This window comes from Brucella sp. MAB-22 (genome assembly GCF_025908475.1).
GTDB lineage: Bacteria > Pseudomonadota > Alphaproteobacteria > Rhizobiales > Rhizobiaceae > Brucella > Brucella anthropi.
In genome coordinates this window covers 1,834,389-1,853,640 of the sequence record NZ_CP109781.1, presented here as the reverse complement: position 1 = coordinate 1,853,640, position 19,252 = coordinate 1,834,389, and the positions used below count along the sequence as shown (strand labels likewise).

Below are 19,252 nucleotides of genomic sequence, written 5' to 3'. Positions count from 1 at the left end.
CTCCATCGATCCCACACGTTCGTAACTGGTGCCAGCGCTGCTGATACCGCTTTAGATATTTCGATTGCCGATCAATGATCGCGGCAATTCTGAAGCGTACGCGCACGGCACCCCGACGTGATCGAGGTGAACTATGAGACTATTATCTGTCAGCGACCTTAAGCAAAAAGGCATAACTCTCGGCGAAGCTCAGAGGTACAAGCTTATTCGCGAAGGCGTTTTCCCCAAGCCCATAAAGATTGGTCTACGTCGCAATGCTTGGATCGAATCCGAGATAGACGAATGGATACGCCAGCGCATTGCCAACCGCGATGGTGAAGCAGCATGACTGGCTCTAGGCGCGATTTTTCCAAACTGAACCGACAAAATCAGATGTCCAAGTACGGACATGAGCCAGTTGATGGCGGCTGGCTAGCGCCGCCTGCTCTGAAAAGGAGGCCTTCAAAGGCTGAACTTCGTGAGCAAATCGCTGCGGCTTGCAGCGGTGAGATAACAGTTAACAAGCATCTGGCATGCAAATGCGGACACAAGACGAAGGTGAGAGTGCAACTCACTGACAGCCCTGGCCCATTTCATTGTTCGGTATGCGGTGAACGCTTGTAGGAGGGCTGCCGGATGCTGCCCTTTGCAAGAGTTCCTACCGACATTTGGCTCTATCCGTCGGTACGCAAAGCAGGACTAGATTATAAGGCGCTGTATGCGTTTTATTACGCACATCCATCTCAGGGTTTAGAAGGGTTTTCACGGTGTAGTGATCTTTATGTCACCGATATTATGGGCATCCCCAAAGCAAAGGTTTCAAAGCTCAGACGTCAATTGATGGATGATGGCCTGATCCACTACGATGAAGAAACCGAAGAAATGTACATAGCAAATTTCTTAGTGTTGAACCCAATTAAAGGTCCACCGAACGCCGTGTCTGTCAAAAAAAATCTTGATCGCATCCGTTCCCACAAAATCCGGGCAGCGATCCTAGAAGATATTGGTGAAGACAATCTCCACGCTCTGTTGGAAAAGCACGCCGAAGACCAAGCGCGAAAAGCGATGCAACAGCAGATGAAAAGGGAAGGATCAGCCGCGACATTCGGAAGCTTTGGCGGCAATCCTGATCAATGGGCGTCTCCTCATTTACAAAGGCAGATGAAAAGCAGACCATGAAGCCAATATTAACAATAACTTATCTCGTACCCCCCTCGTGCCACCCTCGCCAATAAGAAGAGAACAAAACAAATAATAAAACCAAGACTGAGAATACCGTTGATCGACTAAATTGACTGCGCCACGTGCTTGCAAGAACAAGCTGAAATTCATTCTTCAAGAAGAAGGTGGTGCTTTGATCGAGCGATGGTGAGCCTGCAATATTCGTGAGCAGATAGCCCACCTGGTTGGAAACCGGTTGGCCTTTGACGATAAATTGTTTATATTCAATAGCTTGAGTGCGATAAAAGACTTCAGCATAAGCTTCCGGGCAACAGTCGGGCAACATCAGATAGAAAGCGCAGCGACGTTTTTCGCACTCTGACAGGGATGAACACTCATGAGCCTGTCGTTTCATTGATGAAGGGACGCAGAAAATGGCTGCCAGACATGATCTTTCACCGAAAGCCCTCACAGCCGCACGTCGGCGCAAACTTGCTCAGCCCAAGACCAGCGGGCGCGGTTCGGGGCTGACGCCACGCGTAAAGAGAGCGGTTGAGTTATTCGTCTTTGGCTTCGAGGATAACAAGGATGCATCGGTCAGCATTGCGAGCGCAGCAGAAGCATCTGGGCTAACTGATCGCGCATTACGCGCAGCGTGGCAGAAGCCCGCCGTGCAGGCCTATTATCAACAGCAGATGGCAATGCTTCGGAATGGCGAGAAACCGGCGTCCATCCGCACTATTGCGGCTATCCGTGATGATGCAGGCCTGAAGAATACAGCAGCCGGTCAGCGTGTGCGCCTCGAAGCTGCCAAGGCGTTCGTGCAGGATGATCTTGCCGCCCCGGCCACAACGAACATCATGATCAACAACACGATTGAAACTCCAGGCTATGTGATCGACCTGTCCAAGTTCGTGAAGCTTGAACCGCCGCATGCATATGACGAAGCTCGCATACCCCTGACGATCGACGCCACGACCAACCAAGATCGATAGCCCCCTCCCCCCCCTTCGTCGGCTTCGGCCCCTTTTGAGAGGCGGGGGTCAAAAATTGGCCCGCGTTTTCTCCAGTCCACCCTCACGCGCAATTTTTCCAATCCAAAACATTAGCCTCTTGCGCGTTCGGTGAATTCGAGCATTGATTTGGGAAGGGGTTTGAGGGAGTCGCCATGCGCGCAGTTATCGGGTTTTCTCTGATTTTTTTTGTTCTGCCGGGATCGGCTTTTGCATATTGCAGTAAGCCATCAGCGCCGTCGTGCGCCAGCAGCTTTGGAAGCTTCGATGACGAATGGGAATTTGATCGCTGCAAACGTGAGATGGAAAGCTATCAGTCAGAGGTCGAAGATTTCGCTCAATGCGTGCAGCGACAAGCGAAGGACGATATAGACGAAGCTGTGAGCGAATATGAAGATGCTGTTTCATCGTTCAATCGACGAGCACGCCAATAACTAAACAGGGCCGACACAAACAGGAGGATTTATGCGGGGGATAATAGCGGCGGGGGCGCTGATCACATGAAGGCTGGAGCATGTATACTCTTCGCCGTTTTGCACATTGCGCAAATATTCTTAATTATAATTCTTTTGAAGAATTACAATTTTGTCGACCCCAATTTGATCGATTCCGTATCCAAAGCCAAACCTAATGATACTTACAGTATCGCGATGCAGCTTGGCCGCTTTGACCTCGTAACGACGCTACTAACTGTTATTTCCATCATAATTGCATTGGCCGCTCTTCTCGGATTTCTAGAAATTCGATCAAAAACAGCGCGAATCGCGAATGACGTTGCGAAAGACGAGGCCGAGAAAGTTGCTAAGCAAGCCGCTGAAATTGCTGCAAAAGAAGTGGCTCGAAGCGTGGCCGAGACTATGGTAAAATCAGAACTACCAGCACTCGTGAGACGTGAGAGCGATGAACTCCGAAGTGTCGGTCGCCTGCTAGATGAAGTACAAACGTCAGAAGGAAAACCCCAAGACGTAATTGATAGCCTCGACGGAGATAAGTCATGATTAGATACGAAGATGAGAATGAAATCATCATGAAGTATGCACTTATCCCACCCGTCGATGTGAAAAAGATCATCAGCGAGATCGGGATAACTTATGTTGAGCGTTACATGCCCGAAGGCCAATCAGGCTTCATCGAATATGATGGATGGACATGTACAATTGCCGTCAATATCGAGGACGGCCCCCAGCGTAAACGATTTACAGCAGCTCATGAGCTCGGCCATTTCCTTAAACACCGAGATCTTTTGAAAAGACATAAGCACCTAGACCGTCTGTACGATGAGTACGCGAACAGAAACCCTGAGCAACCGTTGGATCATCAACATGAAGTTCAAGCAAACCAGTTCGCTGCGAGTCTTTTGATGCCAAGACGAACCATTGAGAACGAAATAGCTAAGGGCGTGACCTCCATTCGAGATTTGGCAAGAACCTTCGATGTTTCTCGGATGGCTATGGAATACCGGCTCAAAGCTCTGAATTTGCAAGATAGAGTGAATGATGAACCAGCACCGCAAGCGGTTTTTGGTATGTAAGTCCGCTTCTTCGTGGTTTTTTATTACTGACACAAAGCGTTGATAAAGTGCCCGCGAGGTCACTACCTCACCTGCTGTAAGTTTATTTGGCCCCGTTCTGCGGGGTTTCTTTTTGGCGTTTCGATTAGTGCTTTGCACGTCCAGCATGGTCGCCGCACATTCGCGTCAGATTTGATCACAGCTGGAATGAAGGGATTGGGTAGCGATGGACCCGAAACTGACAATGAACGATACCGCCGAAACAAACCTCAACCTGAACCGCGCAAAAGCAGGCGTCACGGCCCCGCTGGCCGGTAACATTGCGTTCGGCGCGACGATGTACGGGCCGAAGCCTGTATTTGCTCCGGCTGATGGTGGCGGCAACCCGGCTCCGGCTCCTGCTGCCCCATCTCCATCGGGCGACGAACCGGCGGCACTCGCCGATTCCACTCCCCAAGTGGCTGCCAATTCTACGCCTTCAAAACCTGGTTTGTCGGCCAGACCCGCTTACCTCCCCAAAGAACTCTGGGATGAAGCAGCTGGTTTCAAAGCTGACGCCTACAATGAATTGGTTGCTTTCAAAGCAAATCGGGATGCCGAGCTTGCTCAAGTACCGAACAGCCCTGACAAATATGAAGCCGGGCTTCCGGCTACCTTCGAGCTTCCTGAAGGCGAGAGGATTCCGATTGCGGATGATCCGCGCATCCAATTTTTGCGCGAAGTGGCCCACCAACAAAATTGGTCTCAGGCACAGTTCGAAGATGTTCTCGCCATGGGCGTCAATATGGACATCGCCCAGAATAAGGAACTGGCGGAATCCGCCGCCGCCGAACGCGAAAAGCTTGGCTCGCTGGGCGCCGAACGCATCAAAGCCGTTACTTCGTTTTTGGATGCCAAGATTGGACCTGAACTCGCCGGATCACTTCGCGGCATGATGTTCACTGCCAAACAGGTTGAAGCTTTTGAGGCGCTACAGCGTCTTGTTCGAGGAGACGTTCGGGGGAATCCGAACGGGGGCCGCGATGCCACTACCCAAGAAATCCCTGATGAGGAATACGAGAATATGTCCGTCACTCAGAGGATTAACTACGCGCGCCGCTTGGACTGCGGCAAACAGTAAGGAACTGCTGCCGGGATAGTCGAGCTTCTCAAAAATGAGTGCTTTGCATGGAAGTGACGGCTTTGGATAGGTTTTGATACGTTTTATTACCCTTGTCGGAGCCCCTTCTATGAGCCTTCAGAATTGCCTTGCCAAACTCGTCGCTGCCAAGCGAATTACACAGAAGGCCGCCGACGACGCGCTCGCTCTCCACACTGGTATTCAGGACCGGCTATACCCTGCTATGGGACCGGCGACCGCTGACGCCGCCGGTGCGTTGGAAGCGGCCCGCGTCATGGCCGAAGCCGCCCGCGAGCGCAAAATGGAAGCGGCGGTGCAGGCGATCCGGCAAGCGGAAATCTCTGACCGTATGCAGAAGCACCCTCGTGGCCAGACTGTCGGACTGATGAGCGCGCTTGTGCGTGACAATTGGGAATCTGGTCGAGATACTGGCAACGCCATCAATATAGACAGCCATTCCGAGGCCGTCACCAAACGTCTGTTCGGAATCATGGGGGGCACGCTTGATAAGTATCGGTCCACGATGGCCGGGCTTCGTCAGGACACGGAATCCATCTGGAATGTTGTCGATGAATTGTTTGGGCGTGACACTGGTGACCAGTCTGCACAGGCAGCGGCGAAGGCATTTCAGGAGGCGACGGGCTATGCGGTTGACCGAGTGAAGCGCGCGGGCAAGCGGTTGTCAGTTCTTGACGACTGGCGCCTGCCACAGTTCTGGAATGCGTCTCGCGCCAAGGCAGTTACCGAACGCGAGTTTGTTGATGATCTGTTGCAGGAAGTCCGCGCCGGGACGATGCGAGTCATGGATAAGGAAGGCCAGGGCGAAGCGCCTGCAACTATGATCCCTGGCATTATCCAGAACGCTTATAAGGATATCACGTTGGGTCGTGGCGTAGGCGCTGCCGGTCCAAGCGGTTTCTCGAACCAACTTCGTGTTTTCCGGTTCGACAATCCTGACGCCTACAAGCGGCTCATGAAGAAATATGGGGTCGGTGACGGCGGTCTTTACAATACCCTCGTTGGGCACTTGTCCGGCATGGGTAAGGAAATAGCTTTCACCGAAGTTCTGGGGCCGAAGTATGAACAGAATTTTAACACGCTTTGGACCAAGGCGGAACGCGCAGACGCTGAAAATCTGACGAGCCGACAGAAGTTCAAGAATGCTATCTCCATGAACAGCCCTCAAGCGGTAAAGAGGACGTTCGATGCGCTCTCAGGGAAACTCGGAGTCGCACAAAGCGAGCTTCTGGCCGGTTTGGGCGGAGGGCTGAGGAACATACAAACCTTTGCTCGTCTGGGCTCCGCTACTATCGCCGCCCTTCCCGGCGACAGTGTGACTACATTCTTAGCCGCTAATCATGCAGGCATCCCAGCCACGGCAATTCTTGGTCGTCTCGTCCGTGACCTGGCGAATGACGAGAAGGCCGAAGCTATAGCGCGCCAGGTAAACCTTACCGCGAACATGGTGATGGACAATGCACTAGGCTCGAAGCGTTTCGCTGATGAGATCGTCGGGCGCGACTGGACAGCCAAAACGGCAGATGCAGTCATGCGTCTATCTGGATTGAATGCCTGGACGGAAGGCCTGAAGCGTGCCTTTTCGATGGAGTTCATGGGAGCAATTGCTCGCGAATCCGACAAGAAGTTCGAAGCACTCGACCCGCTCTTTCATGGATTCTTTGAACGGTACGGCTTCACTTCTGCCGATTGGGACAAGCTTCGCGTGACGCCCCACCTTGAAGCAGACGGGGCCCGCTTCTTTGATGTGAACGGGGTCGAAGATCAGCGCCTTGTTGACCGCCTCATGTCGGCGATTATAGACGAGCGTCACATGGCGGTTCTCGAGCCTGATGCTCGTATTCGTGGGGCCATGACAGGTGGTAAGCAGCGCGGATCAATATCCGGCGAAGCTATCCGCTCCATAACGCAATTCAAAAGTTTCCCCATGACGTACATGATGACGCACCTGATGCGTGCGGCAGTGCAGGACGGGAACTGGTCGAAAGCTTATTACGGAACCAAGCTGCTAACACTTACGACTATTGCCGGTGCAGTAACGATGCAAATGCAGTCGATTATTGCCGGTCGCGATCCTAACGATATGAGCCGCGCCGATTTTTGGACACAGTCATTCATTCGCGGCGGCGGTGGTGGACTATTGGCTGACTTTGTCAATTCATCGGTATCGCGCGGCGGCCAAGGATTGACAGAATCCCTCCTTGGCCCTGGCCCGAGCGCAATAATTTCTGCAGCGGATTTCGCGGAAAACGGCTTTTCCGGTCGCGCACTCGCTCAGTATGTGAAGGGGTGGCTTCCAGGCACGACACTGTGGTATTCCAAGCTTGCAACGGACCGAATTTTCTTCGACCAGCTACAGACGCTGCTAGACCCTGACTATCGAAAATCCTTCCGTCGCTATGAGAAGCGTATGAAGAAAGACTTCGGTCAAACATTCTGGTGGTCGCCGGGTCAAACCTCGCCAGCACGTCCACCCGCCTTCCAACGCTGACCTGTGCTTTGCTGGAAATCGCCCGCGCGTGAATATTCGCGGGCATGGTTACGATCACTGCATCCCCGCGCCGCACTTCTTATCAACCAACGACACCGACAACGGTTTTTCCTGTCCGTTTCCCAATCTTCGATAATGATGACCTAAAAGTCACACTGAATGGCGATCTATATTCGTCATTCACTGTAAGCGCGAACTACGTCAATGGGATCGCGACGGATGCAGCGATCAACGTCACAGGCCCCGGTGTCGTTGGTGATGTTGTTATTGAAGGTTATCGCCTTCCCCGGCGAACAGATCAGTACAGGCCCGGCGCGCCGCTTAAAATCGAAGATCACAACTATTCTCTCAACCGTGTCGAAGTCACTTTGCAAGAACTGCGCCGTGATACAGATGGGAATGCTGAAACTCTCGGCGGAATCGAAGATGATGTTCAGCGAGCGGAAAATGCAGCGACTAATGCGGAACAAAGCGCAGAGCGCGCTGAAGAAATTGAAGCGGTCGCAAGCGGACTTCTAACAAATTATCCCACGGTCGCTTCTGTTCAGGTTGCAAATATCCCTGCGCCAATTATGTATCTTCGTACAGCAGGATATTACGCCGCTGGTGATGGTGGCGGCGCGCTGTATAAGCGTGTCGGGTCAGAGCCCACTCACGCTGCCAAAATCCAGTCTTCCAACGGCGTGTGGTTGGAGCTTGCAGAACTGCATCCAGACGTGCGTATGTTTGGCGCGAAGGGCGATGGTGTCGCTTCGGACAGCGCCGCATTCCAGTCTGCATACGATTTCATGAAGGTCAAAGGCGGCGGAAAGATAACTGTATCGCCAACCGAGGCATATTATCGTGTTACTACTACGATCGTGTTTGATAACACGATTAACTTTACGCTTTCAGGTATCGGGGCCCCTCTTATTATGGACGTGGCAACCGATGGGTCCAACACATTCAACGTTGGCAACGGTGTCCATACTCAGAGCATTACAGTTTTCGAGAACCTGAAAATTTGGGGCAAGGAAACACCGCAAAACAGCACAGGCATAAGTGCGTCATATGCCGCCTCGTGCCGCATCAACAATGTAAACCTCTATCGGCACGCTGGTTATGGCATCGACGCGGATAACTGCTGGACGATGGGCGGAAGGCACAGCTCTGTTGTCGGATGCTTGGCTGGAAATGTCCGTCTTACGGGCGCAACCGGCAACGGTTCTGTTTGGGAAGATTGCACTTTTAACGGTGCGGACGGCTTGGACAAAGTGTCCGTTCTCCTCGGCGGTGTGAGCGGTGGCCCACACTTCGGCACAACATTTATCGCTTGCCGTTTCGAGTTCAATTATCTCGGTCTCCTCGCGTATTATGCGCACGCACTCAATCTTATCGGGTGCTATTTCGAGTTTAACACAACAAACGCGTTTCGTATTGAAACCGGCTGTAAAGGCGTAAACATCCACGGGAACTCTATCTTTACTTCGTCCGGTCTCGTGCTGAACGCGGACACTATCGACATTCGAGGCAATCAGTGCGAGTGGGACGGAAGTATCGATGTCGGCGACAGCACCAATGTATCGTGGGGGCTAAACGGGGTTGCCAACAAGCCAAATACTATCTTTGGCACGACCAAGAATATGGAGTATCAGGCTTTCCCGACGTGGGTTTCGTTTGCATCTACGTGGATTTCCAGTGGCACGCAGCCTGCACTTGGCAATGGTTCGCTTGTCTTTAAATACAAGCGCGCCGGTAACACTGTGCAATGCGTGGTGACGTGGACCATGGGGTCAACGACGACGTACGGCGCGATTGGTTACGGCTTCCGGCTTCCATTCAATGTCGCTACCGGCGCTTCCCAAATTGGAAAGGCTGGCTACTATGACGCGAGCGCTGACGCTACCGTAATGCAAATGACAACCCTCTCGGCACCCGGCGCCAATTACGTTGCACTGCTAAATGATGCGGGCGGTGTCCCTGGCCCGACATCGCCAATCACTTTTGCAACCGGCGACAAATTATACGCCAGTTTCACGTACGAATGCGTGTCGTAAACCGACACGCATTCGACTTTACCTCGATCTGGTTTCAGACCGGTGTCCGTTCGGGAATTTTCAGCAACATAAGGTTTCTGCCAAATTTTAAGGACGGACGTTCTACGTACACCCACGAAAGGCACCCGCAGGCGACAGCTATTGCGATTGTCAGCGTCATGTCGACCGATCTGGGAATGCCAGGGAATATCGAGGCCACGATTTGTTGCGCAGGCCAACCGTAAACGTAAATACCATAGCTGATGTCCCATTTCGGGGTTAGCTTGACTATCGGCTTCCAAGTTGAAATATAAATAGCTGTGATGAAAGCAGCCGCATAAAATAACGCCTGCTGTGCGACGGTTTCCCAAAAAACATAAGCAAGAATGATGAGGCCGATAGAAATCTTCGAAGAAAGATTTATTCTGTCTTTGTATATTGCGCAAAGAGCGCCTAGAGCAAAACTAAACGGTAAAAACCTAACTTCGGTGTTGCTGTAAAAATACAGAAAGAATCCCCCTGCGGCAGTAGGCTATCAATTATAAAGAAAACACAAATGGCCGCAGCCACATGTTTGTTCTGTAGCGCGCCAACAAGGAAAAGACCGGCCAATGCGATATACGCGCAAACCTCGTACGGTATTGTCCACAGAGACCCATTAACTGCCTTGAATGCGAGATTTTGGAATACGCCGGGGAGCGTGTACTGAATATTTATTATCGAGTTTCCCCAAATAAATCTGAACACGTCAGGACTTGAAAAATAGTTTGTGTCAGTCGTGAAAATCGGGCCGACAATTAGCGCCAGAATTGCAGAACATACAGCTATCGCGGGCACTACACGTGCGGTTCTCATTGTCACGAAATCTACGATGTCCTGCTTCTGCAAGAGGCTGTTGGTAACGAGAATGCCACTCAGGAAGAAGAAAAACTTGACGGCAATTGAGCCGCTGTAGGCGAACCCGACCAAAGACAGAATAGGATCAATCTCGCCTTTAACGGGAACCAGAGCATATGAATGACCAATAATGACCATTACTGCCGCAATCAATCGCAGTAGATCGAAGTTGTTATTTCCTCGGCGCATTGCGTCAGCGAGCAGCATATTTCCCCCAGAGAAAAGTCAGAACCGATAGTGGCCTATAGTAGACGCTGCAATCTGTCTACTGAAACGAGCCGAATGTGTGCTTTGTGCCGCTAACCTGTTCCTGAGATTTTCCGCACAACTGAAGGAACGAAGTCATGCTTGAGCCAGAAGGAAGCGGTCAGAGTGCGTCCGATGCACAGCCGCGTACTTACCAGAATGAGGTTTTGGTCGGACAGGAACTGAAAGAATTATTCGTATCTCGACTAGGTTATCCTGAGAAAAAGAAGCCGAATAAGCCAAAGTCTCGTCGACGTTGGCCTAAGTGATTGATTTCACTGAACCGCGACCTGTGCTTTGCCGTCCGCATGAGAATGACAGACTTTGACGGCGAACACTCGCGAACGCTCGAAAGGAATACCTGATGTCTGTCACTGTAGAACAGCTCAAGAATGAAAAAATAGGGCTGGAATCGCAGCTTCATCAAATCAAAGATCGACGCATTGAAGCCACGTTCACCGGCACTGAGTTTTCCGAATACTCAGACATCGAAAGCATCTCGTATCGCATTAGCGTTATTGATGAAGCCATAGATGTCGCAGAAAAGCGTGAACACGAACAGCACGAACGTGAGCAGAAAGAATTCAGAAAACAACAGCGCCAGGAGCAAAAGGAACGTGCTCGGTCAATTGCTGATCGCGGAACGAAACAGATCAAAAAGGCTGAGGCAGCTGCAAAGGCACTGGCACGCGAGCTTTCTGAGCTTACCTCAATTATCGAAGAGAGGCGTATTGAGCAACGAAGGCTAACGGGCCCCAATTACGAGATTAACATCAGCAACGATGAAATGCGAATTTCCGAACTGATCGAACGCTTGCTCGGAACAATTTACACCCCACACACAAATGATCGCCGGGACTATGGTCGATTTCATTGGTCCGTCGTCGGAGTTGAGAACTGGTCGGAAGTATACGAACCGGTGTTCACCAACTGGGCGCAGGGCATTAAAAATGGCGTGGATAGGCAGGCTCGTGAAGCAGGTGAAATCGATGACGACGAGTGATTATTTCACTATGCGCCAAGTGTTCACCCGTTATGGGATCAGCGAGCCAACGCTTCGCCGTTGGCTCAAAGATCAGGCGCTTGGATTTCCTCGCCCCTTCCCGTCCGCGATCGTCGATACTTCCTCAAGAGCGAAGTGATTGCCTGGGAGCAAGCTCAACGACAGGCCGACCAATGCTGAAACAGTCAGACATCATTTGCGACTATCCCTCGCTGGTCGACGCACTTCGGAAGCGACGTAACGACCTTTCGCTCTCCTGCATGGAACTGGAGGCCATTTCTGGTCTCCAGGAAGGCTACGTGACGAAGCTGGAAAACCACGGGCAACCGTACGGGCGCTCCTTTGGGGCCGTTTCATTGCCACTTTGGCTCGGGGGCCCGAGTGTCGGACTATGTCTCATAGAGTTGCCACCGCGCAGATTTTGAGCGCTTCATGTGCTGTTTCCAACAAAGGAGCTAAACAGCATGGTCAACAAGCTATTCATGACCGACAACGACATTGCCAAGATCGTCGGTATCTCACACGAGAAATGCCAACCAATTTTAAAGACACTGGAAAAAGAAGGGCTTCCGTTGCCCGACCCATTATTCGAGAACCGTCGATATTGGCCAGCCGTAAAGGCCTTTCTCGATCAACGCTACGGCCTCGGCTTACTTAATACTCCTCCAGCCTTGGACGGGCAGGAGCACTGGATTTCGAAACGAAGATAACCGTCGCCAGCGGATGCAGACGTGCCGTTTCGCTTGGTGCGCCGCAGAGTAGCTCTCGTAAATGACAACCTTAAATGTTATGAAATTGCTGTTTTATTGGGTCATTCGAGGCGAGGGAAACATGGGAAATCTGGTTGGAGTATTATTAGGGCTTGGTTCATTGGGTGCATGGCTTACCCACGTAGTGACTTGCTTCCAGGAAGGTCTATGGGGCTTTCTAATAGCAGGAGCGATCTTTTTTCCAATCGGTGTCGTGCATGGGGTCATGATTTGGTTCGGTTGGGCATAATCAGCAAGACGAGGAATATGCGACTTCAGCCCCGGTTGCCGGGGCTTTTTCATGCCGGTAACAACGCAAATATCGCTGCCAGCAGGAACACTGACAGTTTCAGCCGGATAACAAAACCGGATGGAGTAGCAAATTCGAGAAGCATGGGCGCACCTTTCACCAAAAACAAAGGTGCTGCTTGCTGCGCAAGTATGCTCGAACTGATCTTGGGCGCAACAGATAACTGCGCGCTACCAACATTATGTCCTATCCTTGTTGATACAAAATACGCGATTTCAATGATTTAGGAGTTCAAAAAAGGTTCTTTTATATATATGTCGCGCGGTGATTTGGCCGGTTATTCGTTCCGGTTTTGGCCCACTTTTTCGGCCTAAACCACTCTGGACGGCAGCTTTCCCACTCTTTGTGCCGATACTAATCCTTTAATCGCACACCCGGTTTACCGTGGTTCAGGAATTCCACGCCCTTTGCTTCCAATGCCCGTTGCACTGCTTGAACGTTCTGAGCGCGCCCCGCGATGGGCGCTAGCCCCGACGCTTCCATGCTTCGAATAGTATTTACGTGAACGCCAGACGCCTCTGCGATCTCTTTTTGCTCTACTCCGATTAGTGCGCGTGCGGCCTTCAATTGGTTTCCTGTCGTCAGCATATCGTCCCTCATTGATATAAATCTATGTACCAGACACAGATTTATATTGACAAGCGCCGTCTGTCGATTATGTGTATGAAACACAGTTAACGGTTTCTAAACAACAGGAACCGCAATGGACAACACGCCACAAGCAGAGCTGATATCGTTTCAAGATATCTTAAACGCAAATGATGACGCGGTCTTCCTACTCGACGCGATTCTCATGATGGCACCACAAGTGAGCGACCCTGACCAATGTAATGCTCCGCAAGCCGTTGCCTTGACCGCAAAAGGTCACCTCAAGAAACTGGAAGAACTGGTCGAAGCCAAGTGGAAGGAGTCCAAACAATGAACACGAATGGCAATCGCCAAGCGTCATCAGTCGTCACATTGTTGGACTGTTACGATGAACTAATGACAGTGAAGCATCTGTTCAGTGGAGCTTCATTCATCGTCGACGCGTTGATTCCGTCACCTGAAACAGAATCAGCCTCAGCAGTCATTACCGCTGGCATGACCAAACTTGATGAGGCTTTGCAGAAGCTGGATTCGATACGGAAATCAGCCAACTAGCACCTATCGCGAAAACGTGCGCTTGTTGCCCCAGATGTTGCCCTGAGCCGATAAAACCATAATCTTGGGGACAATTTAAATGCTTAAGCTACTGTTTTCATTGAGAAAGCAGTGGCTCCCCGGGCCGGATTCGAACCAGCGACCAACCGGTTAACAGCCGGTTGCTCTACCGCTGAGCTACCGGGGAACAGGTGCTCGTCGTGTCAGCGAGGTGGCGTATAGCAAAAGGATTTCGCGTTTGCAAAGGGCTAAATCCATTTTTTTTCATCTTTTTGCATTATGGGACAAAAACCCTATATTCTCTGGGACGTTTTCCTCCTGTGAATTGTAACATATCAGCCTAAGAGATGCGCCTGTGAGTGACGAATACGCCGAAACACCCCGGAAAAAAGCCATCGTGATTCTTGGTCGGCGAATCCCAATGCCGCAATCAGTCATGATGCGGCGCATGCTTGGCGGCACACTCGTTGTCGGCGGCTCGTTGGGGTTTCTCCCGATTCTCGGTTTCTGGATGCTTCCACTTGGGCTTATCGTGCTTTCTCACGATTCTCATCGTGTCCGCCGCTTGCGCCGCAGAAGTGAAATCCACATCTGGCGCAAATGGCTGAAACGAAGGCCGACCGACGCGTAAAGTTGATCAACTATTTCGTGCCTGATGTTACCATCGCCCAGACCCATTGCTCTATGAGGACGACACAAGAATGGGCCATTATTGCCAAGAGCGCCCCGATAGCTCTACTTGCGTAATTCGCCTGGCGTGGTCTGTCGATGTTTTCGCAAAGCCGTTGTAAGGTGGCTCTGGCTGGAAAAATTCAAATGGCGTGCGATCTCATTTATTGGCATCGATGTTTTTCTGAGGCACCGCTCAGCTTCGTCAAGTCTCAGTTCCATCAGGTACTGGTGAGGCGTCTGCCCAAAACTCTTTCGAAAGCATGTCGAAAAATGCCCTGCTGAAATTCCCAACAATGCTGCCATGTCCGGAACCGAAAGAGGCTTGTGAAAGTTTTGGTTGAGATAGGCTTCTATCTGATGACGCGCTGCTTTGCTGAGTCCGATCTTACTGTCAGTTGAAGCGCGCTCATTCAACAAGACGCGTGCGATCGTACGCATTAGAACCAACCCTAGAGCATTCAGGTAAGCTTCATCCTGTCCGCCTCGCTGGCAAATTTCATCCCAGATCAAATGAGATAGCGGCATGCAATCTTTGCATGAGAAACTCGTAACGTTCTTGGGGCCGTTGTTTTCCTTGAATAGAGAATTCTGAAAAAAACTATCCTGAAAAAATTGCTGATCAGGCTGCATGATTATGATTTCGACGGGATCAGACCAGTTAATTGATAAAGTTGTAAAAGCCGGAACAATGAAAACAGTTCCGGCTGGGAAACTAGATTTCTCATCCGTCTCCACAGAAGAATACCATTTTAAATTGCGGGCGTGCTCTCGCAGGATAATGATGGTTGTAATATCTCTGTGGTAACTCGCCACCCCGATTTGGGTAGTCGCGCACGTTAAACCGCTCTTGCTCACTTTCGTCTGCACTTTTGTACCAGCCTCCTTCCCCGCTCTCTAATCTATAATAATTGATTGAAATTCAATCACTAAGCTCATCCTCACCTTAATCATTCGATCTGAAAACAGAGAATAAGAACACACAGTTTGTTGCTAGACCGCGCACAGCCTCCCTGTCGTACACTTGTCAAAAATACAACCAATAAACTTCAGTATTTACAATAATACAATTTAAACGTGTAATTGAAATTTGCAATCGGAATCTCAACCGCTAAACATCGACCATTCTTTTGCAAATGGTTTGCAATAGCACTTGATCGTAAAACAGCGATCGGCTATGCAATTGCAACTGATTGGCAACAAGGATTTGGATATGCTGCGTCGTATTTTACGAACAACGACACTCGGTCTCGTGAGCGGAGCTCTTCTCTGGACAAGCGCAAGCGTTGCTTTTGCGGAGAAATTCAAGGCCGTGACGACATTTACTGTTATCGCCGATATTGCGCAGAATGTTGCGGGCGATGCCGCGACGGTTGAGTCAATCACGAAGCCAGGTGCCGAGATCCACAATTATCAGCCAACACCGGGAGACCTGATTAAAGCCCAGGACGCCAAGCTGGTCCTCTGGAATGGCCTTGGCCTGGAACTATGGTTCGAAAAATTCTTTTCACGTCTCAAGGATGTTCCAAGCGCAGTTGTTTCCGATGGCGTTGAGCCAATCGATATCAGCGAGGGACCTTATAGCGGCAAGCCAAATCCGCATGCCTGGATGTCACCGAATGCCGCATTGATCTACGTGGACAATATTCGGGATGCGTTCGTCAAAAATGATCCGGCGAACGCTGACATCTACAAGGCGAATGCAGAGATTTACAAAGCGAAGATTAAAGCGACGATCGATCCTATCCGGGCTGAGCTGGCAGCTATTCCTGAAGACAAGCGTTGGCTCGTTTCAAGTGAAGGCGCATTCTCCTATCTGGCTCGGGACTTCGGTTTGAAAGAGCTTTATCTCTGGCCAATCAATGCAGACCAACAGGGCACTCCACAGCAGGTGCGAAAAGTGATTGATGCAGTGCGTGAAAATGGCATTACGGCTGTCTTTTCCGAAAGCACGGTTTCTCCTGCCCCAGCCAAGCAGGTCGCTCGTGAGACCGGCGCAAAATATGCCGGTGTTCTCTATGTTGATTCACTTTCGGACCCCGACGGTCCCGTGCCCACATATATTGATCTCCTGAAAGTCACCTCCAGCGCGATTGCCCAAGGGCTCAAACAATGAATGCACCCATAGACCTTCATGGAGATACCTTCGCCATGCTGGATAAAAGCGCGGTCGACGGTATCAATGTGAGAAATGCAACTGTCACGTATCGAAACGGCCATACGGCTTTACACAATGCAAGTTTTACGACCCCAACCGGAACGATTACAGCGCTTGTCGGCGTCAACGGATCCGGCAAGTCGACCCTGTTCAAAGCGATTATGGGGTTTGTCAAACTAGCCAAGGGCGAAATATCTATTCTCGGAATGCCGGTTGGGGCCGCGCTCAAGAAGAACCTAGTGGCTTACGTCCCGCAAAGTGAGGACGTCGACTGGAACTTTCCGGTTCTCGTCGAAGATGTCGTCATGATGGGTCGCTACGGCCATATGGGCATGATGCGCATCCCGCGCCGCGCCGACAAAGAAGCCGTAGAAAAAGCGCTTGATCGCGTGAATATGCTCGAATTTCGTCATCGACAGATCGGTGAGCTTTCAGGCGGGCAAAAGAAACGGGTATTTCTTGCGCGAGCGCTCGCACAAGACGGGCGCGTCATTCTTCTGGATGAACCCTTCACTGGCGTAGATGTGAAGACCGAAGAAGCAATCGTCACACTTCTTCGCAGTTTGCGAGATGAGGGGCGCGTCATGCTGGTCTCGACCCACAATCTTGGCAGTGTTCCCGAATTCTGCGACCGAACCGTATTACTGAAACGAACAGTTCTCGGTTACGGGCCGACTGCGGAGGTTTTCACACAAGAGAACCTCGAAAAGACTTTCGGCGGCGTGCTGCGCCATCTTGTACTCGGCGAGACTAGCGGTGCAGGACGAGGCGCCGTCAGCGTCATAACTGACGATGAGCGCCCGTTTGTTGTTTATGAGAACGAAGACTCCGCGACACGCAAACGGAGTCAGGAACAATGACCGTATTACTTGAGCCGTTCAGTTATAGCTACATGCTGAATGCGATGTGGGTTTCGGCGCTGGTGGGCGGGGTATGTGCCTTTCTTTCGGCTTATCTCATGCTGAAAGGTTGGTCGCTGATTGGCGACGCTCTATCCCATTCCATCGTCCCTGGCGTTGCGGGTGCTTATATGCTTGGCCTCCCCTTCTCCATCGGCGCATTTTTCTCTGGCGGTCTCGCCGCAGCAGCGATGCTCTTTCTCAACCAACGTACAAAGCTGAAGGAAGATGCTATCATCGGTCTGATCTTCTCGTCATTCTTCGGACTTGGCCTCTTCATGATCTCGTTGAAGCCGACGGCCGTCAGCATTCAGACCATCGTTCTCGGCAATATCCTCGCCATCACACCGGAAGATACTCTACAACTGGCAATCATCGGCTTCGTTTCCCTGTCGCTACTTCTTTTAAAGTGGAAAGATCTGATGGTAGTGTTCTTCGATGAAAACCATGCGCGTTCGATCGGTCTCAAGCCCAATCTGTTGAAGATCATGTTCTTCACATTGCTGTCGGCATCGACTGTCGCCGCGATGCAGACGGTTGGTGCCTTTCTCGTCATCTGTATGGTGGTAACGCCCGGTGCAACCGCATATCTACTGACAGACCGGTTTTCGCGACTGCTTTGGATTGCTGTTGCTATCGGCTCCGTCACAAGCTTCTCAGGAGCCTATGTAAGCTATTTTCTGGACGGTGCGACGGGAGGCATCATCGTGGTTCTCCAGACGCTTGTCTTCCTCAGTGTATTTCTGCTTGCTCCAAAGCATGGGCTGCTGGCCGCACGCCGCAAAGCGGCAATCGCTCTAAGGGAATTCCAGCAATGACCATTCTGGATATGCTGGCCTCACCGTTTCAGTTCGAGTTCATGCGCTATGCACTGGCTATTTCCGTGCTCATCGCGATACCAACAGCATTGCTGTCGTGCTTTCTGGTCCTCAAGGGCTGGTCATTGATGGGTGACGCTATCAGCCACGCGGTTCTTCCGGGTGTCGTTGTCGCCTATATTATCGGAATACCCTTCGGTATCGGAGCCTTCGTAGCGGGCATGGCCTGCGCCCTTGCAACCGGCTACCTCACCGAAAACAGCCGCATCAAGCAGGATACGGTGATGGGCATCGTATTCTCCGGCATGTTCGGTCTTGGCCTGGTTCTTTATGTTGCGATCCGCTCGACAGTGCATCTCGATCATATCCTGTTCGGCGACATGCTCGGAATAACATTGTCCGACCTCATCGAAACGGCCATTATCGCCGCACTGACCGCTGGCATTCTTGTCGTCAAATGGCGCGACTTCCTGCTGCACGCTTTCGATCCGGCGCAAGCCAGAGCCGTCGGTTTACCGGTCCGCCTGCTGCATTACGGTTTGCTTTGCCTGATTTCGCTAACGATTGTCGGCGTTTTGAAGGCCGTAGGCATCATTCTGGCTATCGGCATGTTGATTGCGCCCGGTGCAATTGCGTTTCTGCTCACACGCAAATTCAGCACCATGATGCTGCTCGCCGTAACAATTGCGGTCACCGCATCCTTCTTCGGTGTCTATCTGGCTTTTTTCATCGACAGCGCGCCCGCTCCAACAATCGTTCTGCTAATGACCGCAATGTTTCTCGCCGCGTTCATCTACTCTTCCCGGAGAAATGCCAAGTTCGAAGAACGTGCAGAAGAAGTTTGACTGAACGCTTCATAACAAGCTGGGTCCTGTACACTCTCCGTCAGACCTGCTTGCGTGCGACGTGGACAGCTTTGCAAAGCTGTCCACGTCTTCGTCTTTACGTCATACAGCTGTTATAAATTCTCGCTAAATAGCGCCTAGACGACGTTCCAAAATGGAACTGAAGATAGTTTTTTCAGCGCAATTTCACTTTTGCGGCTTGTCGAGG

General features: G+C 51.2%; 20 protein-coding genes and 1 tRNA gene. 18 read left to right on the top strand and 3 right to left on the bottom strand.

The window, feature by feature from the left end:
- Nucleotides 1–133 precede the first annotated feature (133 nt).
- From OHI65_RS08560 to OHI65_RS08520, 9 genes are all read left to right on the top strand, one after another.
- Nucleotides 134–328 carry a helix-turn-helix transcriptional regulator gene (locus OHI65_RS08560; protein ID WP_114048017.1) on the top strand — a complete coding sequence of 65 codons (195 nt, stop codon included), beginning with the start codon at nucleotides 134–136 and terminating at the stop codon, nucleotides 326–328.
- 287 nt (nucleotides 329–615) lie between these two features.
- Complete coding sequence (locus OHI65_RS08555) at nucleotides 616–1,158, top strand: hypothetical protein (protein ID WP_125302511.1); 543 nt, start codon at nucleotides 616–618, stop codon at nucleotides 1,156–1,158.
- A gap of 416 nt (nucleotides 1,159–1,574) precedes the next feature.
- Nucleotides 1,575–2,135: a hypothetical protein gene (locus OHI65_RS08550; protein WP_125302514.1), complete on the top strand. Its 561-nt coding sequence runs from the start codon at nucleotides 1,575–1,577 to the stop codon at nucleotides 2,133–2,135.
- Between the two features lie 173 nt (nucleotides 2,136–2,308).
- Entirely contained in the window at nucleotides 2,309–2,587 is a 279-nt protein-coding gene (locus OHI65_RS08545; protein ID WP_125302516.1) for a hypothetical protein, read from the top strand.
- 66 nt (nucleotides 2,588–2,653) lie between these two features.
- Nucleotides 2,654–3,151: a hypothetical protein gene (locus tag OHI65_RS08540; protein WP_125302519.1), complete on the top strand. Its 498-nt coding sequence runs from the start codon at nucleotides 2,654–2,656 to the stop codon at nucleotides 3,149–3,151.
- Entirely contained in the window at nucleotides 3,148–3,684 is a 537-nt protein-coding gene (locus OHI65_RS08535) for an ImmA/IrrE family metallo-endopeptidase (protein WP_125302522.1), read from the top strand. The genes OHI65_RS08540 and OHI65_RS08535 overlap by 4 nt, the downstream gene beginning before the upstream one ends.
- A gap of 205 nt (nucleotides 3,685–3,889) precedes the next feature.
- Nucleotides 3,890–4,783, top strand: a complete 894-nt coding sequence (locus tag OHI65_RS08530; RefSeq protein WP_125302524.1) for a hypothetical protein — start codon at nucleotides 3,890–3,892, stop codon at nucleotides 4,781–4,783.
- A 109-nt stretch (nucleotides 4,784–4,892) separates the two neighbouring features.
- Nucleotides 4,893–7,292: a hypothetical protein gene (locus OHI65_RS08525; RefSeq protein WP_125302527.1), complete on the top strand. Its 2,400-nt coding sequence runs from the start codon at nucleotides 4,893–4,895 to the stop codon at nucleotides 7,290–7,292.
- Between the two features lie 44 nt (nucleotides 7,293–7,336).
- On the top strand, nucleotides 7,337–9,328 hold the full coding sequence (locus OHI65_RS08520) for a right-handed parallel beta-helix repeat-containing protein (protein ID WP_125302530.1): 1,992 nt from the start codon (nucleotides 7,337–7,339) through the stop codon (nucleotides 9,326–9,328).
- A gap of 432 nt (nucleotides 9,329–9,760) precedes the next feature.
- Here OHI65_RS08520 and OHI65_RS08515 read toward each other — a convergent pair whose 3' ends face one another.
- A complete protein-coding gene (locus OHI65_RS08515; protein ID WP_125302533.1) occupies nucleotides 9,761–10,411 on the bottom strand; it encodes an acyltransferase family protein in 651 nt (216 codons plus the stop codon).
- A gap of 403 nt (nucleotides 10,412–10,814) precedes the next feature.
- On the opposite strand from OHI65_RS08515, the gene OHI65_RS08510 reads away from it, so the two are divergent.
- The 4 genes from OHI65_RS08510 to OHI65_RS08490 all read left to right on the top strand — a co-directional run bounded on the left by OHI65_RS08510 (nucleotide 10,815) and on the right by OHI65_RS08490 (nucleotide 13,655).
- Nucleotides 10,815–11,453, top strand: a complete 639-nt coding sequence (locus tag OHI65_RS08510) for a hypothetical protein (protein WP_125302535.1) — start codon at nucleotides 10,815–10,817, stop codon at nucleotides 11,451–11,453.
- A gap of 464 nt (nucleotides 11,454–11,917) precedes the next feature.
- Nucleotides 11,918–12,163 carry a winged helix-turn-helix domain-containing protein gene (locus OHI65_RS08505; RefSeq protein ID WP_125302538.1) on the top strand — a complete coding sequence of 82 codons (246 nt, stop codon included), beginning with the start codon at nucleotides 11,918–11,920 and terminating at the stop codon, nucleotides 12,161–12,163.
- Between the two features lie 1,052 nt (nucleotides 12,164–13,215).
- A complete protein-coding gene (locus OHI65_RS08495) occupies nucleotides 13,216–13,434 on the top strand; it encodes a hypothetical protein (RefSeq protein WP_125302543.1) in 219 nt (72 codons plus the stop codon).
- Complete coding sequence (locus OHI65_RS08490) at nucleotides 13,431–13,655, top strand: hypothetical protein (protein ID WP_125302546.1); 225 nt, start codon at nucleotides 13,431–13,433, stop codon at nucleotides 13,653–13,655. Before OHI65_RS08495 ends, OHI65_RS08490 begins: the two co-directional genes overlap by 4 nt.
- A 112-nt stretch (nucleotides 13,656–13,767) precedes the next feature.
- Here OHI65_RS08490 and OHI65_RS08485 read toward each other — a convergent pair.
- Nucleotides 13,768–13,842: transfer RNA gene (locus OHI65_RS08485), tRNA-Asn, on the bottom strand.
- Between the two features lie 234 nt (nucleotides 13,843–14,076).
- Here OHI65_RS08485 and OHI65_RS08480 point away from each other — a divergent pair.
- Nucleotides 14,077–14,286, top strand: a complete 210-nt coding sequence (locus OHI65_RS08480; protein ID WP_010658883.1) for a hypothetical protein — start codon at nucleotides 14,077–14,079, stop codon at nucleotides 14,284–14,286.
- Between the two features lie 104 nt (nucleotides 14,287–14,390).
- Here OHI65_RS08480 and OHI65_RS08475 read toward each other — a convergent pair whose 3' ends face one another.
- On the bottom strand, nucleotides 14,391–15,194 hold the full coding sequence (locus OHI65_RS08475) for a helix-turn-helix domain-containing protein (RefSeq protein WP_040128296.1): 804 nt from the start codon (nucleotides 15,192–15,194) through the stop codon (nucleotides 14,391–14,393).
- Between the two features lie 307 nt (nucleotides 15,195–15,501).
- Between OHI65_RS08475 and OHI65_RS08470 the strand changes: the two genes are divergently transcribed.
- Genes OHI65_RS08470 through OHI65_RS08455 form a run of 4 tightly spaced genes read left to right on the top strand, consistent with a single transcriptional unit; the run spans nucleotide 15,502 to nucleotide 19,044 of the window.
- Nucleotides 15,502–16,440 (top strand): metal ABC transporter substrate-binding protein, encoded by a 939-nt coding sequence (locus tag OHI65_RS08470; protein ID WP_094515711.1) that lies wholly within the window; start codon nucleotides 15,502–15,504, stop codon nucleotides 16,438–16,440.
- 35 nt (nucleotides 16,441–16,475) lie between these two features.
- Nucleotides 16,476–17,342: a manganese/iron ABC transporter ATP-binding protein gene (locus OHI65_RS08465; RefSeq protein WP_012093077.1), complete on the top strand. Its 867-nt coding sequence runs from the start codon at nucleotides 16,476–16,478 to the stop codon at nucleotides 17,340–17,342.
- On the top strand, nucleotides 17,339–18,199 hold the full coding sequence (locus tag OHI65_RS08460) for a metal ABC transporter permease (RefSeq protein WP_012093078.1): 861 nt from the start codon (nucleotides 17,339–17,341) through the stop codon (nucleotides 18,197–18,199). The genes OHI65_RS08465 and OHI65_RS08460 overlap by 4 nt, the downstream gene beginning before the upstream one ends.
- Complete coding sequence (locus tag OHI65_RS08455; protein ID WP_012093079.1) at nucleotides 18,196–19,044, top strand: metal ABC transporter permease; 849 nt, start codon at nucleotides 18,196–18,198, stop codon at nucleotides 19,042–19,044. The genes OHI65_RS08460 and OHI65_RS08455 overlap by 4 nt, the downstream gene beginning before the upstream one ends.
- Nucleotides 19,045–19,252: the final 208 nt, after the last annotated feature.

Bases quoted from the DNA above. Each gene is read 5' to 3' on its own strand.
- OHI65_RS08560 (WP_114048017.1), top strand. From the start codon at position 134: ATGAGACTATTATCTGTCAGCGACCTTAAGCAAAAAGGCATAACTCTC.
- OHI65_RS08555 (WP_125302511.1), top strand. From the start codon at position 616: ATGCTGCCCTTTGCAAGAGTTCCTACCGACATTTGGCTCTATCCGTCG.
- OHI65_RS08550 (WP_125302514.1), top strand. From the start codon at position 1,575: ATGGCTGCCAGACATGATCTTTCACCGAAAGCCCTCACAGCCGCACGT.
- OHI65_RS08545 (WP_125302516.1), top strand. From the start codon at position 2,309: ATGCGCGCAGTTATCGGGTTTTCTCTGATTTTTTTTGTTCTGCCGGGA.
- OHI65_RS08540 (WP_125302519.1), top strand. From the start codon at position 2,654: ATGAAGGCTGGAGCATGTATACTCTTCGCCGTTTTGCACATTGCGCAA.
- OHI65_RS08535 (WP_125302522.1), top strand. From the start codon at position 3,148: ATGATTAGATACGAAGATGAGAATGAAATCATCATGAAGTATGCACTT.
- OHI65_RS08530 (WP_125302524.1), top strand. From the start codon at position 3,890: ATGGACCCGAAACTGACAATGAACGATACCGCCGAAACAAACCTCAAC.
- OHI65_RS08525 (WP_125302527.1), top strand. From the start codon at position 4,893: ATGAGCCTTCAGAATTGCCTTGCCAAACTCGTCGCTGCCAAGCGAATT.
- OHI65_RS08520 (WP_125302530.1), top strand. From the start codon at position 7,337: ATGGTTACGATCACTGCATCCCCGCGCCGCACTTCTTATCAACCAACG.
- OHI65_RS08515 (WP_125302533.1), bottom strand. From the start codon at position 10,411: ATGCTGCTCGCTGACGCAATGCGCCGAGGAAATAACAACTTCGATCTA.
- OHI65_RS08510 (WP_125302535.1), top strand. From the start codon at position 10,815: ATGTCTGTCACTGTAGAACAGCTCAAGAATGAAAAAATAGGGCTGGAA.
- OHI65_RS08505 (WP_125302538.1), top strand. From the start codon at position 11,918: ATGGTCAACAAGCTATTCATGACCGACAACGACATTGCCAAGATCGTC.
- OHI65_RS08495 (WP_125302543.1), top strand. From the start codon at position 13,216: ATGGACAACACGCCACAAGCAGAGCTGATATCGTTTCAAGATATCTTA.
- OHI65_RS08490 (WP_125302546.1), top strand. From the start codon at position 13,431: ATGAACACGAATGGCAATCGCCAAGCGTCATCAGTCGTCACATTGTTG.
- OHI65_RS08480 (WP_010658883.1), top strand. From the start codon at position 14,077: ATGCCGCAATCAGTCATGATGCGGCGCATGCTTGGCGGCACACTCGTT.
- OHI65_RS08470 (WP_094515711.1), top strand. From the start codon at position 15,502: ATGCAATTGCAACTGATTGGCAACAAGGATTTGGATATGCTGCGTCGT.
- OHI65_RS08465 (WP_012093077.1), top strand. From the start codon at position 16,476: ATGCTGGATAAAAGCGCGGTCGACGGTATCAATGTGAGAAATGCAACT.
- OHI65_RS08460 (WP_012093078.1), top strand. From the start codon at position 17,339: ATGACCGTATTACTTGAGCCGTTCAGTTATAGCTACATGCTGAATGCG.
- OHI65_RS08455 (WP_012093079.1), top strand. From the start codon at position 18,196: ATGACCATTCTGGATATGCTGGCCTCACCGTTTCAGTTCGAGTTCATG.